Origin of the sequence: Pedococcus aerophilus (genome assembly GCF_039532215.1) — a bacterium.
Taxonomy (GTDB): domain Bacteria; phylum Actinomycetota; class Actinomycetes; order Actinomycetales; family Dermatophilaceae; genus Pedococcus; species Pedococcus aerophilus.
On record NZ_BAAARN010000001.1, the window covers coordinates 1,263,054 to 1,278,641 of the forward strand.

The window sequence follows — 15,588 nt, forward strand, 5'->3', positions numbered from 1 at the left end:
GGAGCCGTTGTGCCCGACCACCCCCAGACCCCCGACTCACCCTCCGACGGGTCCGGCGACGAACCCACGGGGTCGGGCCTGCCGCCCGAGCTTGAGCAGATGATCGCGCGCATCACCGGTGGTCGGATCGACCCCGAGATGGCGCGGACCCTCAAGGACATGGGCATCGACCAGGTCGACCCGGCGATGCTGCAGATGATGATGGGCCAGGTGCAGGCGATGTTCGCCAGCACCGACGACGGCCCGTTCAACGTCGCGCTCGCCACCGACACGGCCCGCAAGACCGTGTCGGCCGCGGGGGACGCGTCGGTCTCCGAGGCGACGGCCCGGCAGGTGGCCCAGGCCGCGCAGGTCGCCGAGCTGTGGCTCGACGAGGTGACGGCGTTCGAGGCCCCCGGCATCACGACGCACGCCTGGAGCCGCGCCGAGTGGGTCGAGGCCACGATGCCGACCTGGCGCACCCTCGTCGAGCCCGTCGCCGAGGGTGTCGGCCGGGCCGTCGGCGACGCCATGCGGACCCAGATGAAAGAGCTCGGCGACGGGGCGGCCCTGCCCGAGGGACTGCTCCCCGCCGGCATGGACCCGTCCGCCCTCATCGGCCAGATGGAGCCGATGATGGCCAAGATGAGCGGGTCGATGTTCGGCCTGCAGGTCGGCCAGGCTCTGGGCGCGCTCGCCACCGAGACCGTGAGCGGCACCGAGGTCGGCCTCCCGCTCGTCACCGACCGCGCCGTCGTCCTGCTCCCGGCCAACGTCGAGGCCTTCGCGGACGGCCTCGGCGTCGACCTCGACCAGGTGCGGCTCTACCTCGCGGTCCGCGAGGCGGCCCGGGTGCGGCTCTTCAGCGAGGTGCCGTGGATCGGGCCCCAGCTGCTGGCAGCCGTGCGCGACTACGCCCGCGACATCAGCATCGACACCGACCGGATCGAGTCGGCGCTCACCTCGGTCGACACCAGCGACCCCACGGCCCTGCAGTCGGCGCTCCAGGACCAGCTCTTCCGTCCCGAGCCGAGCGCCAGCCAGCGTGCGGCGCTGGGGCGCCTCGAGACCTACCTCGCCCTCGTCGAGGGCTGGGTCGACGTCGTCGCCGACCGGGCGACCCGCGACCACCTCCCCCAGGCCGCCGCGCTGGGCGAGGCGGTCCGCCGCCGCCGCGCCATCGGTGGCCCGGCAGAGAAGGCGTTCTCCGGTCTCGTCGGCCTCGAGCTGCGACCGCGCCGCCTCCGCGACGCAGCCAACCTCTGGGCCGCGCTCGAGGACCGCCACGGCCAGCAGGGTCGCGACGACGCGTGGGGCCACCCCGACGTGGCACCGACGGCCGCCGACCTCGACGACCCGCTCGGCTACGTCGACCGGGTCGGCACCTCCAACGACTCCGAGATGGACGCCGCGCTCGACCAGCTGCTCAGCGAGGGCGAGCAGGGCCCCACCCAGTGAGCCAGCAGGTCGATCCCGGCTTCCTCGCCCTGCGGGACGACGCGGTCCGGGTCCTCGAGGTCTGGACCGCACCCGACGAGCAGCAGGAGGACCTGCGGACCGGGCTGCTCGCGCACTGCCTGGCCCACCCCGATGCGCTCTCGAAGCAGGGCCCCCCGGCCCACCTGACCGCGAGCGCCCTGGTGCTCAACGGCTCGCTCGACCAGGTGCTGCTGACGCTGCACGCCAAGGCTGGGCTGTGGCTCCAGTTCGGTGGGCACTTCGAGCCGGCCGACCGCACCGTCCTCGGCGCTGCCACCCGCGAGGCCCGGGAGGAGTCGGGGATCGCCGCGCTGGAGCTGTCACCGCAGCTGGTCCACCTGGACCGGCACCGGCTGCTCGCGTCCGGGTTCGGGCGCTGCAGCGAGCACCTCGACCTGCGCTACGCCGGTGTCGCCCAGGATGAGACCGCGTACGCCGTCAGCGACGAGTCGTTGGACGTGGCCTGGTGGCCGGTCGACCGCCTCCCCGCCGAGAGCGCCCACGAGATCGGGCCGCTCGCGCGGGCAGCCCGGCAGGTGCTCGGCTGAATCAGTCGGTCGGGGTCTGGATGTCGAGGGCGGCCTGCTCGCCGCCCCCGCTGTCACCAGCCACCTCGTCGCCCACCTCGTCGCCCACGTCGTCGTCCTCGGTGAGGTCGAGGCCGGCGGTCGCCGCCACGCCCTCGAGGTAGCCCCGGGCCCGCTCGGTGCGCGGGTAGGACTTCAGCAGCCGCCAGAAGTCCGGACCGTGGCCGGGCGCCAGCAGGTGGGCGAGCTCGTGGAGGATGACGTAGTCGAGCACGAAGCCCGGCATCCCCTTGACCCGGGCGGAGATCCGGATGGTGCCGTCGGCCGGGGTGCAGGAACCCCACCGGGAGTTCTGGTTGGTGACCCACCGGATGCTCGACGGCTTGGCCAACCCGCCGAGGTAGCGCTGGGACAGGTCGGCCGCACGCTTCTGGAGCTGGGTGTCGCTCGGACGTCGGCGCTGGTCGCCCTTGTCGAGCTTGTCGACCATCGTGGCGACCCACTGCTGCTCCTCGGCCCGGGTGAAGCGGGCAGGGATGAGCACGATGGTGCGACCGTTCTCCCGGTACGCGCTCACGGTGCGACGCCGGCGCCGACTGCGCCTGACCTCGATGTCAGTGCTCCCCATGATCCTCACGATAGGTGACGAATCTGACAACGTCGGTGATCTGGGGCACGACACCCGTGCAGGTCAGGTCCCGCGGCAGCTCTGCCCACGGTCCGACAACGGACCAGCCGGACCTGGTCGGCCGCTACTCGCCGCGGAACTGCGGTGTCCGGCGTGCCGCCGCGGCAGCGATCCCCTCGTGCACGTCCTTCGTCGCCAGCGTCGTCGCCTGGGCCAGCGCCTCCCACTGCAGCGCGGTCTCGAGGTCGGGGTGGCCGCCCGCGCGGAGGGCCTGGAGCGTCAGCCGCGTGGCCACGGGTGCCGCAGCCGCGATGCGGTCGGCGGCCTCCAGCGCCTCAGCGAGCACGTCGTCGGCCGGCACCGCTCTGGAGACCAGTCCGAGCCGGAATGCCTCGTCCCCGTTGATGATCCGTCCGGTGAGCAACAGGTCGCGAGCGACCGCCTGGCCCGCCACGTCCGGCAGCGACCACGTCGTCGCCATGCCCGGGTGCAACCCCAGAGAGGTGAACGGAACCCCCAGCTTGGCGTCAGCGGCGGCATACCTCAGGTCGCACGCGAGGGCGATCGCGAACCCGGCCCCGATCGCGGAGCCGTTGAGGGCGGCGATGGTCGGCACCTCGAGGTCGCGGACCGAGAGCCACGAACGGTAGAAGGTGAGCATCCGGGCTCGCAGGTCCGACACCGACGCGTCGGGTTCGGACACGATCCAGGACAGGTCCCCACCGGCGCAGAACGCGGGCGGCGCACCGGTCACGACGACCGCCGCGAGGTCGCCGTCCCGGCGGAGCAGGCCCATGAGGTCGAGCCATGACGCGGTCATGGCGGCACTCATCGAGTTGCGTCGTCCCGGCAGGTCCAGGGTCACCACCGCGACCCGGCGCCCGGAGCTCTCCCGGCTCGTGACCTGCAGGTCCTCGAACGTCTCGTCCCACCACTGTCGGCCCGTCATGGCGCGAAGCCTAGGGGTGGCGCTGAGCACGAGGGACACGCCCCCTTGCGCGATTTTGTGCTCAGCATGGTCTACGGTTGCCGAAGTCCGACGGCGCAGCGTGCGCCGAGATCGACAAGGAGACATGGCGATGGCTGAAGAGACCCAAGAGACCTACAAGGGCGAGTTCTACTGCGTGAAGTGCAAGGAGAAGCGCGAGGCCGAGGGCCGTGTCGTGGAGACCAACGGCCGCCGCATGGCCAAGGGTGTCTGCCCCGTGTGTGGCACCAACCTCAACCGCATTCTCGGCAAGGCCTGACGCAGGCCGACCCATCGCGAAGGGCGGCTCGACCACCTGGTCGGGCCGCCCTTCGCGGCGTCCGGGGTCGTCGTCCGGGCCCGTCGTCGGCGCCTGTGGATGACCAGCGGTGGCCCGGGTCCGCTGTGCGACGCTGTCGCGGGTGACCCGCCGCCCGCTCCTGCGCACCCTGTGGCCGGCGCTGCGGCGCGGCCCCGGCGAGGTGCAGTTCGGCACGGCGGCCGAGCACGCCGTGGTGGTCGGAGGCCTGAGCGAGGCGGAGATCGCCGGGCTCGAAGGCCTCGACGGCACCCGCGAGGTGCCCTTGGCCTTGACCACCGGCACCGGCGCCGACCTCCTCGAGGAGCTGCTGGCGTGCGGCCTGGTCTGCGAGGCCGCACCGGCCTCCCCCGTCCCCCCGGTCGTCCGCGGCGTCCTCGCCGCCGATGCCGACGCCCTGGTGCGCACCAGCTCCCCACCCACGCACGGGTATGCCGCGTTGGCGGCACGGCGCGCGGCCCACGTCATCGTCGCCGGCCGGGGCGACCTGCCGGCAGCTCTGACGACAGCCCTGCGCCGAGCAGGCATCGGCCGGGTGTCGCAGGGGCGTGGTCCCGCGGACGACTGGGAGCACGCGGCGTCCAGTGGCCGCCGGGACGTTCCCGCCCCGTCCGTCGTCGTCCTGCCCGCCGCGGGCGCCCTCGACCCTGCTGCCGCGCACCCGTGGCGCCGGCGCGGCATCCCCGTGCTGCCCGTCCTCATGCACGACGTGGAGGCCGTCGTCGGGCCCCTGGTCGTTGCGGGCGGTCCGTGCCTTCGGTGCCTGGACCTCACCCGCTCCGACCTCGACCCGGCCTGGCCGGCGCTGCTCGGTCAGCTCACCCGACCCGCGGTGGGCGCGGGCCGGGAGATCGGCGGGGAGACGACGTTGGTCGGGGTGGCGGCCGGGATGGCCGCGATGGTCGTGCTCGGCGTCGTCGACGGGCAGCCCCTGCCGACCGGAAGGTCCCTCGAGGTGGGGCTGCCGTGGCCCCGCGTCCGCCAGCGCAGATGGGGCATCCACCCCCGCTGTTCGTGCGCCGTACAGGTGACCTACGACCCACCCGCCGACGCGAACGGCGCCGGACAGGTGAGAATGGCTGGATGAACGAGCTCCCACGTCGTGCCGTCAGCCGCACGGCCCGTCTGGCCAGCCTGCCCCTCGGCTTCGCGGGCCGTACGGCGGTCGGGCTCGGCAAGCGCGTCGGGGGCAAGTCCGCCGAGGTCGTCGCCGCCGAGCTGCAGGCCCGGACCGCTGAGCAGCTGTTCAAGGTCCTGGGCGAGCTCAAGGGCGGGGCGATGAAGTTCGGCCAGGCCATGTCCGTCATGGAGGCCGCCCTCCCCGAGGAGATGGCCGCTCCCTACCGCGCCACCCTCACCAAGCTCCAGGAGGCGGCTCCCCCGCTCCCGGCCGCGACCGTGCACGCCGTCCTCGCCGAGGAGCTCGGCCCCCGCTGGCGCAGCGCGAAGTTCCAGTCGTTCAACGACACGCCCGCAGCCGCTGCCTCGATCGGGCAGGTGCACAAGGCGGTCTGGCGGGACGGCCGTGAGGTCGCCGTGAAGATCCAGTACCCCGGGGCCGGCAAGGCCCTGCTGTCGGACCTCAACCAGCTGGCCCGGGTGGCCCGGCTGGCCGGCGGCTGGATCCCCGGCATGGACATCAAGCCGATCACCGACGAGCTCAAGTCGCGGATGTCCGAGGAGCTCGACTACAACCTCGAGGCCACGAGCCAGCGACGGTTCGCCAAGATCTTCCGCGACGACGACCGGTTCGCCGTCCCGGACGTCCTGGTCAACAGCGAGCACGTCATCGTCTCGGAGTGGATGGACGGCATCCCGTTGTCCACCATCGTCGCCAAGGGCACCAAGGCTCAGCGTGACGCCGCGGCCGAGCGCTACATGGAGTTCCTGCTCGTCGGGCCGGCCCGCGCCGGGCTGCTCCACGCCGACCCGCACCCGGGCAACTTCAGGCTCCTGGAGGACGGACGGCTCGGTGTCATCGACTACGGCGCCGTCAACCGGCTCCCCCAGGGTCTGCCGCCGGCGATGGGCTCGCTCGCCGCTGCCGCGCTGCAGGGCGACGCCCAGGGGCTCGAGGCCGGCCTGCGGTCGGAAGGGTTCATCAAGCCCTCGATGTCGCTCGACGCCCAGGCGCTGCTCGACTACCTCCAGCCGTTCATCGACCCGCTGCTGCACGAGGAGTTCACCTTCAGCCGCGAGTGGCTGCGCAGCGTCGCCGCCCACGTCAACGACGTGCGCCGACCCGAGTTCCTCGTGGGGATGAAGCTCAACCTGCCGCCGTCGTACCTGCTCATCCACCGGGTCTGGCTCGGTGGGATCGGCGTGCTCTGCCAGCTGAACGGCACCATCCCGGCGCGCGACATCGTCATCGAGCACATGCCGGGGCTCAAGCTCCACACCCTGCCGCCGCCCATCGATTGAGGGGCACCGCCCTCACCACCAGGTGCTGTCGAGCTTCCCCTCGATGCTGCGCAGGTGGTCGCGGCTGCAGCGGTCGCAGGTCCAGGTGTCGCGACCGTTCTCGGTGCCTCGGGTCCACGTGATGGTGGCGAGCGAGGGGTCCGGGGCGGTCGTGCCGCAGGTCGCGCAGACCGGCGCCTGGTCTGCCACGGTCAGGCCTTGTCCTTGGTGCCCGCCGCGCCCTGGGCCCGTGGTGCTGCCTTGGTCGTCACGGCGGCGGCCCTGGCCTTCGCCTCGGCCTTGGCGGCCTGCTTGAACTCGCGCACCTTGGCCAGGGACTCGGCATCGACGACATCGGCGACGGAGCGGTAGCTGCCGTCCTCCGCGTACGGGCCGACGGCTTCCTGCCACCCGGCCGGACGGACGTCGAGCTGCTTGCCCACCAGGGCGGCGAAGATGCGCGCCTTCTGGTCACCGAAGCCGGGCAGCGCCCGGAGCCGCCCCAGGAGGTCGGCCGCGTCGGCCGCGTCCTGCCAGATCGACTCGGCCCGCCCGTCGTACTCGTCGCGGACGACCACGGCGAGCTGCTGCACCCGCCCGGCCATCGACCGGCCGTACCGGTGGATCGCCGGAGGGGTCGAGCACAGGTCGGCGAACGCCTCCGGCTCGGCATCCGCGATGGCCGAGGGTGACAGCGTCCCGAAGCGTTCGAGGATCTTCCACGGACCGCGGAAGGCGTGCTCCATGGGGTACTGCTGGTCGAGCAGCATCCCCACCAGCAGGGCGAACGGGTCCTTGCTCAGCACCTCGTCGGCGGCGTCGTCCTGGGCGATCCGGATCTGCGTGGCCATGCGGACCAGCCTAGCCAGCCCCCGGCCGCTGCGACTCCTGCGCCGCTTCCCGGGTGCCGGCCCGTTCGCGCCACAGCAGGGCGCGCCGCAGCCGTGTCCCCACCCGACTGAGCCAGCCCTGCGCCATACGCCTGAGTGTGCCTGAAGGCAGGGCCTGGCCGGCCCCTTGTTGCCTGAGCACGCAACAGCCGCGGTCCGGGGTCGATCGGCTGTCAGAGGAGGTAGACGAAGCCGGGGCCCTCGTCGCGGTAGGGGACGCCGAGCGACTCGAGCACCGGGGTCCACGACCCTGTGACGGCCGGGTCTGCGGCCTCGAACCCGTGGTCGGCCGTGAGCAGGAACGTCACCTCGTCCAGCACGCCGAGGCCCTCGAGGTGGTCGAGGAAGGCCACCAGCCGGGCATCGCTCTGGCGCAGCGAGTCGCGCGCCATCTCGGAGCGGGGGCCGCCTCCGTGGTGACCGGCATCGGTGACGACGTTCGCCCACCAGGTCAGGGTCGGTGCGGTCGCCGGGTCCTCCCACAGCTGGAGCACCTGCTGCAGGCCGAGGTCGTCGACCTGCACACCCCAGTGGAAGTAGCTGTCCTCGAGGTGCTCGGGCCGCGCCAGGAACGGCGACGCGGCCGGGTCGGGAAGCAGGTCGCCGAGGCCGGTCGTCGCGGCCTCGAACCCGCCGGCCTGCCGCAGCAGCGCCATCGTCCCGTAGTCGGCTCCACGGTCGATGGCCTCGTCGACGCTTGCCGTACGCGGCGAATCTGCCTGTGCCACATGGTCGTTCACCATCTCGAAGACGGTGCGGACGGATGGGCGCAACCACTCGGCGCTGCGGTGCCAGGTGGCGGCGTCGTTCGGCACGACCTGCTCGCCGGTGGAGCGGTCGTAGAAGACATTGCCCAGGACACCGTGCCGCCCCGGCCCCACGCCGGTGAGGATCGAGGTGTGGTTGGTGAGCGTGACGCTGGGGAACTCCGCCACGGCCCCGCCGGTCAGCGCCAGCCCGCGCTCGAGGAGACGGGCCACGCCCGGCAGCTCGCCGGCCTGCGCCATGGCGAGCAGCTCACCGCAGTGCGCGCCATCCCAGAGGATGCCGACCACCCGCCGAGGGCGGTCGGGCTCGGGGTCTGGCTCAAGGTCGTCCAGGTATGCCGTCAGCACCCGTCCGTCGAGCGGCGCACCGGCCGCGTCGACCAGGTCGGACTCGGGCACCCCCGCGAGGACCGCCAGGGTCGGACCCACGTCGACGAGCCGGGCGTGGTCCTCGACGAGTCCGAGGCGCTGCACGCCCGGACCGGACAGCACCAGTGGGGCCCGGGACTGGATCACGTCGAGCGACCCGTGCTCCCCGGCATGGCCGCCCTCGTCGGGGAAGTGGTGACGCGGAGTGTGCACCACCGCCAGGTCGGGGCTGCGGTCGGGGTCCGCGAACAGCGACAAGATGCGCTGGGCTGCATACGGGTAGGCGTTGTCGGTGGAGACCAGTGGACCGGGCGCCTCGAGCTCCCGCTCGTAGGGCAGGAAGGCCATCGGGCTGGTGTCGGGGACGGGGTCGACACCGGCCACGACCTCGTGGCGGCCGTCCGGGTGCAGCCGGACGCACCCGAGGTGGTTGGCCGCCATCGCCGCACCGTCCTGCACCCACAGCACGAGGTCGACGACGGCGGCGAGCTCCGGGGCGGTCAGGGCGGCCACGACGTGGCTGCGGGACTCGGCTGGCGAGAGGGCGGCAGACATGGGCGCGAGCCTAGGTGGCAGCGGCAGCGCCGACGACCAGGGCGAGCCGGGTCGAGGCACGCGGGTCTGCCCAGATCTCGTCGCGGCAAGGAAGAACCCGCCGGGACCTCCCCAGAGCGGGGGTCCCGGCGGGTTCGCAGGCGGGGGTCACCGGGCCAGCATGCGAGGGAGGGCGAGCAGCATGTCGTGCTGCGCCTTTGCCTCGAGCCGGCGCTGGTACTCCCGGTGGCGGCGCGCTCGGTGCGCGCGCGCCAGGTCGGCGTACAAGGCCTGGAACATGGTGAAGCTCCTGATCTGGTGACGGTGGAGGGTGGCGGTGCTCATGCGGCCACGGGGTTCTTCCGCGGACGGCCACGGGGCCGCTTCCGGGCGACGATGGCTCCCTGGACGAGGAGCTCACCACCCCAGACGCCCCACGGCTCTGCTCGGTCGATCGCGCCTGCGAGGCACGCCAACCGGGCCGGGCACGTGTGGCACAGCGACTTCGCGAACTCGACGTCGGCCGGGCTCTCGGCGAACCACAGCTCGGCGTCGTTCTCTCGACACGGGATGCCGGCGCCTGCGGTCGCGGCCTGCTCGAACAGGTCGTGGACTGCGCTCAACTGCATCGGGTGTCACCTCCCTCTTCTCGTCCCGCCACGGTGGTGGCGAAGGTTTTCGTTGCGTTCTGGCCGGTGGGTCCCCGGTCGGGGGCCGGCCCGTTCTCTTCGGTGGTGTCGAACAGATTCATGTGGTGCTGCTTCTTCCTGCCGGGTGTTGACCGAACGTGGAGCGGAAGAAATCCGTGGGGACAAAGCAAAAGGCCGCGGATCCCGGATATCGGGTTCCGCGGCCTTGGAGGGGCCTGCTGGCTGGTGGCCTAGACAGGTGGCTCTCCGAAGGGACGGAACGCGAGATCATTGGTGCTGGGGGTGGCGTCGAAGCCGCCGACGTAGCCCATCGGGGCCTGGACGTCGGAGCCGGCGCGGAAGGCGACGGGCGCGGGCACAGCGATCCCCTTGAACTGGGAAACCCATCCACGGGTGCTGACGAGGAGCTGACGGCCGGCCTCGGGGCACACGGAACGGACGCGGGACGTGTGCGTCGCGTCGATCGTCATCGTGATGTTCTCCATGGGGCCAACCCTCCTTCGTGGTGTCGTGGGGACCGGGTCGAGGTACCGCCCGGGCGTGCTCGTCAAGGGTAGGGCAGCAGTCGTGACGGCAGCAACGGATTTAACGAGATTTTCCGCAACAGAATGGTGAACAACCGACTACGCGTCGGAATCCGTTGCAGCAGAAGCAGATTCGAGGACCTCGGCAGCGGTGGCGCCTCCGAGGACGGCCAGGACCTGCTCGCCGTAGAGCCCGAGCTTCCGGGCGCCGACACCGGAGATCTGGGCCAGCTGCCCCTCGGAGGAGGGCTCACGCTCCGCGATCGCCGTGAGGGTGGCGTCGGTGAAGACGACGTAGGCGGGGACGCTGCTCGCCCGCGAGACGGCGAGCCGCCACTCGCGCAGGCGCTCGAAGGTGGCCTCGTCGTAGGTCGGCGGGCAGTCCTCGCACCGGCCCGTCTTGCGCTGGGCGGCCGTCAGCAGCTCGGTCCCGCACGAACGGCAGTGCGCGGGGAGCACCGGCTTGCCGGCCTTGCCCCCGGACCTGCGTCCACCCGAGGCGTTCTTCGGCTGGGACCGCGCCCCGTCGCCGAGGATGCTGGCTGCCCCGTCGAGGAACCGCGAGGGTCGGCGGCTGGCCCGGGCGCCCGGGGTGCGCGCACCGGACCACGACAGCCGCAGCTCCTTGCGGGCCCGGGTCACGCCGACGTAGGCGAGCCGGCGCTCCTCCTCGATGGCTTCCGGCGTGTCGGCCATGGCGATCGGCAGGTACCCGTCGGAGACACCAGCCAGGAACACGACGTCCCACTCCAGGCCCTTGGCCGCGTGCAACGACGCCAAGGTCACCCCCTGGACCGCCGGGGCGTGCTGGGCGGCGGCGCGCTCGTCGAGCTCGCGGATGAAGTCGGGCAGCCGGGCCTCCGGGCCTGCGGCCACGAGGTCGTCGGACAGCGCGGCGAGCGCGGCGAGGCTCTCCCACCGCTCTCGCGCGGCACCTCCGGCATTCGGCGCCTCCCGGGTCCACCCGGCGCCGAGCAGGACGTCGCGGACGAGCTCGGGCAGGGCGATAGAGCCGTCGTCAGAGCGAGCCGCACCGCGCAGCAGCAGGATGGCGTCCCGCACCTCCTTGCGGGCGAAGAACCGCTCCCCGCCCCGCACGAGGTAGGGGACGTCGCGCTCGGCGAGCGCCGACTCGAAGGCCTCGGACTGACCATTGGTGCGGAACAAGATCGCCATCTGCCCCGGCGAGACGCCCTTGGCCACCCGGTCGGCGATCTCGCCGGCGATGGCGGCAGCCTCGGCCGGGTCGTCGGGGTGAGAGGTGAGCGAGGGCGTGGGGCCGTCGGAGGCCTGGGCCTGGAGCTGCACGGCGTTGCTGCGCATGGCCCCGGACGGTCCGCGGACGATGAGGTTGGCCAGGCCGACGATCTGGGGCGTCGACCGGTAGTTGCGGACCAGGCGCACGACCTTGGCCGTCGGCCGGGCCTTCGGGAACTCGAGCAGGTGACGGGGGCTGGCGCCGGTGAAGGAGTAGATCGTCTGGGCCGGGTCGCCGACGACGCACAGGTCGTCGCGCTCCCCCACCCACAGCTCGAGCAGCCGCTGCTGGAGGGCGTTGACGTCCTGGTACTCGTCCACGACGAAGTGGCGGTACTGCGAGCGCACCGCCCGCGCGATGTCGTCGCGCTCGGCGAGGATCCCGACGGTGAGCAGCAGGACGTCCTCAAAGTCGATAACGCCCCGCTGGGTCTTGACCTGCTCGTAGGCCTCGAGCACCCGCGCCATCGCCGTGGCGTCGAGGCCGGGGGGCTCGCGGCGCGCGGCTCGTGCCCCCGCGGCATACGTCTCCGGGGTGAGCATCGAGACCTTGGCCCACTCGACCTCCGCAGCCAGGTCGCGGATCGCGGTGCGGTCGCGGGCGAGGTCGAGGCGAAGGGACGCAGCGGCCTGGGCCACGGCGGCGGCCTTCTGGGCCATCACCTCGGGAGCCGCGCCACCGATCGCCTGCGGCCAGAAGTAGTGCAGCTGCCGCAAAGCGGCGGCGTGGAAGGTGCGGGCCTGCACGCCCACGGCACCGAGGTCGCGAAGCCGCGTCCGCATCTCCCCCGCGGCGCGGGCGGTGAAGGTCACCGCGAGCACCCGCTGGGGCTGGTAGGCACCGGAGTGGACGCCGTACGCGATGCGGTGCGTGATGGCGCGGGTCTTGCCCGTGCCGGCGCCCGCGAGCACGCACATCGGGCCGAGCGGGTGGGCGGCGACCTCGCGCTGCTCGGGGTCGAGCGCAGCCAGCACGGCGTCCGGCGAGGGCGCGACGGCACCGAACGGGTTCAGGGGCGAGGGCTGGTTGGGCATCGCCCGCGATCCTGTCAGACGCCGGTGACGGCCCGCCCCGCGGAGGTCACTGCCGCGGGCCGTACACCCTGGTCACGCGCAGGCGCAGGACGAGCCTGCGGTCGGCGACCATCGCTGTGCGGTACTCGTCCCAGTCCGGGTGGTCCTCACCACGGATGGTCCGGTACAGCTCCACGAGCTCGTCCACCGTCGCGTCGTCCTGGCTGCGCGCGACGGGGGAGAGCTCGGCGTCGCCCTCCAGCACGGCATACGACCAGCCGTCGCCGGAGGTGACCAGGAGCGAGGCCCGCGGGTCGCGCCGCAGGTTGGCCACCTTGGCCCGACCGTCGACCACGGACACCCGGACCAGGGGTCCGTCCTGGGCCGTGGGATCGAAGGCGTAGTTGACCACCGAGAGCTGCGGACGGCCGTCGCGCTTGAGGGCGGCGAGGCTGCCGAGGTGGTGGTCGGCGGCCAGGCTGAGCAGTGACGGGTCGAGGTCGTCGCGGGTCATGAGCCATCATGGTCACAGACGTCACAGTCCCGCAGCGGAAGATCGCGAGGCGGTGCGGCGTTGACGACCGTGACCACTCCCCAGCCAGAGAGCGAGCACCTCCAGATGTCCTCCATCAAGGCCCCGGCCCCCGGCTCCGTGACCATGTTCACCACGTCCTGGTGCGGCTACTGCAACCGCCTCAAGGCGCAGATGGGTCGCGAGAACATCGCGTTCACCGAGGTCAACATCGAAGAGGTCCCCGAGGCCGTGCAGTTCGTCATGGAGGCCAACAACGGCAACCAGACCGTGCCGACGCTGCTCTTCCCGGACGGCACCTCCGCCACGAACCCCTCGATCAACGAGGTCAAGAAGCGCCTCGCCTCCTGACCCCTGGCGCCGATGCCGGCGCCCGCACCACCCCGTCGCCGACGTGCCCTCAGGGCACGTCGGCGATCTCGTGCCCGAGCCAGTGCTCGACGATGCGTCGGGCGATCGACACCCGCGACGACACGGTGAGCGACCCGTCCGCGACCGCCGCCAGCAGCTCCTCCCGGGTGTACCACCGCGCCTCGGCGATCTCCGACTCCTGCAGGGTGAGCTCGGCGGTCGTCGCCCGGGCCGTGAACCCCACCATGAGCGAGCTGGGGAACGGCCACGCCTGGTCCCCGAGGTACTCCACCCCGTGCACCTCCAGCCCCACCTCCTCGCGCACCTCGCGCGCCACCGCCCCGGCCAGGCTCTCCCCCGGCTCCAGGAACCCCGCGAGCACCGAGAACCGGCCCTCGCCCCACCCGGCTCCGCGCGCCATGAGGAGCCGGTCGTCCGGGTCGACGACCGACATGATCACCGCGACGTCCGTCCGCGGGTAGTGCTCGCTGCCCTCGCGGGTGCACCGGCGCAGCCACCCCGCCGACGCGGGCTCGGTCGGGGCACCGCACCGCGCGCAGAACGGGTGCACCCGGTGCCAGTTGGCCAGCGCCAGCGCCGTCGTGAACAGCGCCGCGTCCCGGTCGCCGAGCAGCGCCCCGACCTCGCGCAGGGTGTGCCCGTCGTCCTCGTGGTCGCCCGCCTCCGTGGGTGGGTCCGTCACGACCGCCACGTATGCCGCGTCGTCACCGTCCGCGCCGAGGAACAGTCCCAGCCGCGTCAGGTCACGCGGCTGCGGCGGACGCAGGACGAGGCGCAGGTCCGCGCCGTCCTCGACGACGTCGGCGCGGTCGCCCCGCAGCTCCAGGACCCGGGTCGCGGCGTCGGACAGCAACGTCGGCAGCAGCCCGTCAGCCGTGCGCCGGTCCGCCAGGCGGTCCAGACCGGGCCTGGCGAGCGAGAGATTCGGGAGAGTTTTGGCGAAGGAGCCCACGCCTCCACACTAGGCGCGCCGGATCGGCATACGGTGGGCGCGTGGACCGCAGCCCCCTCTTCCTCGCCGCACTGGCCAGTGCGGCCGTCCCGGGACTCGACCCCGCCAGCGTCGAGGCCCTCCCCGGGGCACCCGACCACCAGTACGACGTCGCGTTCGTGCAGGACACCCAGCACCGCCGCTGGGTCATCCGCGTCCCTCGGACGCAGGGCGCGGCAGCGCAGATGGAGGCGACCTTCGGGCTGCTGTCCCTGCTGGCTCGTCGCCTGCCGTTCAGCGTGCCGACGCCGAAGGGTTTCGCCGCCCTCAAGGAGGGCGGCCGCGCCGCCATCTACCCCTACCTGCCGGGGCAGAACATCGACTTCGCCGCGCTGCCCGCCGGTCCGGGGCTCGCGGCCGAGCTGGGCCGTTCGATCGCCGCGCTGCACAACGCCGACCACGGCCTGTTCGACGAGGCTGGCCTGCCCGCCTACGACGCCGACACCTACCGCACCCGCCGGCTGACCGAGCTGGACCGCGCAGCCGCCACCGGCCACGTGCCCACCGGCTTGTTGACCCGCTGGGAGAAGCTGCTCGAGGACGTCGTGCTGTGGCGCTTCGCCCCGACCCCGACCCACGGCGACCTCACCGGCGACCAGGTGCTCGCGGTCTTCGACGACGACCAGGACGCGGCGACCGGTCGCATCAAGGCGTTCACCGGCTGGGAGGACGCCAAGGTCGCCGACCCCGCCGACGACTTCTCGGCCCTGGTGACCCAGGCCTCCGAAGGCGCGCTCGAGACGTTGATGGAGGCCTACGCCCACGCGCGGTCGGAGCGCCCGGACCCGCACCTGCTGACCCGGGCCAGGCTCGCTGCCCAGATGCGGGCGCTCGGTGACCTGATGACCGCCGTCGGCGGGGGTGACCGCCTGCTCGTCGAGCGGCACGCCGCCGCCCTGCGGCGACTCGACGAGCAGCTGCACGCCGAGGACGAGGCCACCAACGACTACCGCCGCGAGGCGGAGGCCGCAGCACGACCGGCCCCCGCCGTCGTCGTGCCTCCGGTCGTCGACACCGACGACGACGACGAGGACGTCGCGGTGATGTTCGCGCGGACCGCGCAGGACGAGGACGGCCACGACGAGGATGCTCACGACGAGGCGACCATCGACGACGGTGCTCCCGGCGACGATGACGCCCAGCTCGACGATCCTGAGTTCGAGGAGCCGGTACTCGAGGACTCCGACCAGGACCTCGCCGACGAGACTGCTGTCGCCGGCGCAGCACCCTTCGACGACGACGCCACCGACCAGGACGCCACCGACGACCGGGGACAGGCGACGACCGAGATCCCCGTCAGGGGCGGGGCGCGCCCCGATCCCGACCTGCTCGAGTTCGACGAGGACGAGCCCGGACCCGAGCACGAGCCCGGCTACTCTGGCCGCTGAC

18 protein-coding genes are annotated in these 15,588 nt (G+C 72.7%); 7 read left to right on the top strand and 11 right to left on the bottom strand.

Annotated elements, in window-relative coordinates; genetic code table 11:
• The first annotated feature begins 9 nt into the window (after positions 1-9).
• On the top strand, positions 10-1,437 hold the full coding sequence (locus ABD286_RS05925) for a zinc-dependent metalloprotease (RefSeq protein WP_344191188.1): 1,428 nt from the start codon (positions 10-12) through the stop codon (positions 1,435-1,437).
• Positions 1,434-2,006: an NUDIX hydrolase gene (locus tag ABD286_RS05930; RefSeq protein WP_344191190.1), complete on the top strand. Its 573-nt coding sequence runs from the start codon at positions 1,434-1,436 to the stop codon at positions 2,004-2,006. The genes ABD286_RS05925 and ABD286_RS05930 overlap by 4 nt, the downstream gene beginning before the upstream one ends.
• A 1-nt stretch (position 2,007) precedes the next feature.
• On the opposite strand, the gene ABD286_RS05935 is transcribed toward ABD286_RS05930, so the two are convergent.
• Together ABD286_RS05935 and ABD286_RS05940 are read right to left on the bottom strand one after the other, a co-directional pair.
• The gene (locus ABD286_RS05935; protein WP_344191192.1) at positions 2,008-2,613 is read right to left on the bottom strand and encodes a M48 metallopeptidase family protein; all 606 of its coding nucleotides are present in this window, start codon (positions 2,611-2,613) and stop codon (positions 2,008-2,010) included.
• Between the two features lie 124 nt (positions 2,614-2,737).
• Positions 2,738-3,562 (bottom strand): enoyl-CoA hydratase/isomerase family protein, encoded by an 825-nt coding sequence (locus ABD286_RS05940; protein WP_344191194.1) that lies wholly within the window; start codon positions 3,560-3,562, stop codon positions 2,738-2,740.
• Positions 3,563-3,692: 130 nt separating this feature from the next.
• Between ABD286_RS05940 and ABD286_RS05945 the strand changes: the two genes are divergently transcribed.
• The 3 genes from ABD286_RS05945 to ABD286_RS05955 all read left to right on the top strand — a co-directional run bounded on the left by ABD286_RS05945 (position 3,693) and on the right by ABD286_RS05955 (position 6,320).
• Positions 3,693-3,860 (top strand): DUF5679 domain-containing protein, encoded by a 168-nt coding sequence (locus ABD286_RS05945; protein ID WP_164488415.1) that lies wholly within the window; start codon positions 3,693-3,695, stop codon positions 3,858-3,860.
• A gap of 142 nt (positions 3,861-4,002) precedes the next feature.
• Positions 4,003-4,986: a hypothetical protein gene (locus ABD286_RS05950; RefSeq protein ID WP_344191197.1), complete on the top strand. Its 984-nt coding sequence runs from the start codon at positions 4,003-4,005 to the stop codon at positions 4,984-4,986.
• A complete protein-coding gene (locus ABD286_RS05955; protein WP_344191199.1) occupies positions 4,983-6,320 on the top strand; it encodes an ABC1 kinase family protein in 1,338 nt (445 codons plus the stop codon). Before ABD286_RS05950 ends, ABD286_RS05955 begins: the two co-directional genes overlap by 4 nt.
• Before the next feature lie 12 nt (positions 6,321-6,332).
• On the opposite strand, the gene ABD286_RS05960 is transcribed toward ABD286_RS05955, so the two are convergent.
• The 8 genes from ABD286_RS05960 to ABD286_RS05995 form a co-directional block, all read right to left on the bottom strand.
• On the bottom strand, positions 6,333-6,509 hold the full coding sequence (locus ABD286_RS05960) for a hypothetical protein (protein ID WP_344191201.1): 177 nt from the start codon (positions 6,507-6,509) through the stop codon (positions 6,333-6,335).
• Positions 6,510-6,511: 2 nt separating this feature from the next.
• Entirely contained in the window at positions 6,512-7,150 is a 639-nt protein-coding gene (locus ABD286_RS05965) for an HhH-GPD-type base excision DNA repair protein (RefSeq protein ID WP_344191203.1), read from the bottom strand.
• Between the two features lie 212 nt (positions 7,151-7,362).
• A complete protein-coding gene (locus tag ABD286_RS05970) occupies positions 7,363-8,880 on the bottom strand; it encodes an alkaline phosphatase family protein (protein ID WP_344191205.1) in 1,518 nt (505 codons plus the stop codon).
• 147 nt (positions 8,881-9,027) lie between these two features.
• A complete protein-coding gene (locus ABD286_RS05975; RefSeq protein WP_344191207.1) occupies positions 9,028-9,204 on the bottom strand; it encodes a hypothetical protein in 177 nt (58 codons plus the stop codon).
• Positions 9,201-9,488 carry a WhiB family transcriptional regulator gene (locus ABD286_RS05980; RefSeq protein ID WP_344191209.1) on the bottom strand — a complete coding sequence of 96 codons (288 nt, stop codon included), beginning with the start codon at positions 9,486-9,488 and terminating at the stop codon, positions 9,201-9,203. The genes ABD286_RS05975 and ABD286_RS05980 overlap by 4 nt, the downstream gene beginning before the upstream one ends.
• 251 nt (positions 9,489-9,739) lie before the next feature.
• Positions 9,740-9,994, bottom strand: a complete 255-nt coding sequence (locus ABD286_RS05985) for a hypothetical protein (protein ID WP_344191211.1) — start codon at positions 9,992-9,994, stop codon at positions 9,740-9,742.
• Between the two features lie 138 nt (positions 9,995-10,132).
• On the bottom strand, positions 10,133-12,325 hold the full coding sequence (locus ABD286_RS05990; RefSeq protein ID WP_344191213.1) for an ATP-dependent DNA helicase UvrD2: 2,193 nt from the start codon (positions 12,323-12,325) through the stop codon (positions 10,133-10,135).
• 46 nt (positions 12,326-12,371) lie between these two features.
• Positions 12,372-12,818 (bottom strand): PPOX class F420-dependent oxidoreductase, encoded by a 447-nt coding sequence (locus tag ABD286_RS05995; RefSeq protein ID WP_344191215.1) that lies wholly within the window; start codon positions 12,816-12,818, stop codon positions 12,372-12,374.
• Positions 12,819-12,923: 105 nt separating this feature from the next.
• Between ABD286_RS05995 and ABD286_RS06000 the strand changes: the two genes are divergently transcribed.
• Complete coding sequence (locus ABD286_RS06000) at positions 12,924-13,187, top strand: glutaredoxin domain-containing protein (protein WP_344193285.1); 264 nt, start codon at positions 12,924-12,926, stop codon at positions 13,185-13,187.
• 49 nt (positions 13,188-13,236) lie between these two features.
• Here ABD286_RS06000 and nudC read toward each other — a convergent pair whose 3' ends face one another.
• On the bottom strand, positions 13,237-14,160 hold the full coding sequence (nudC, locus tag ABD286_RS06005) for an NAD(+) diphosphatase (protein ID WP_344191217.1): 924 nt from the start codon (positions 14,158-14,160) through the stop codon (positions 13,237-13,239).
• Between the two features lie 41 nt (positions 14,161-14,201).
• On the opposite strand from nudC, the gene ABD286_RS06010 reads away from it, so the two are divergent.
• Positions 14,202-15,587, top strand: coding sequence for a phosphotransferase (locus tag ABD286_RS06010; RefSeq protein WP_344191218.1), 1,386 nt, complete (start codon positions 14,202-14,204; stop codon positions 15,585-15,587).
• The last annotated feature ends 1 nt before the right edge of the window (position 15,588 follow it).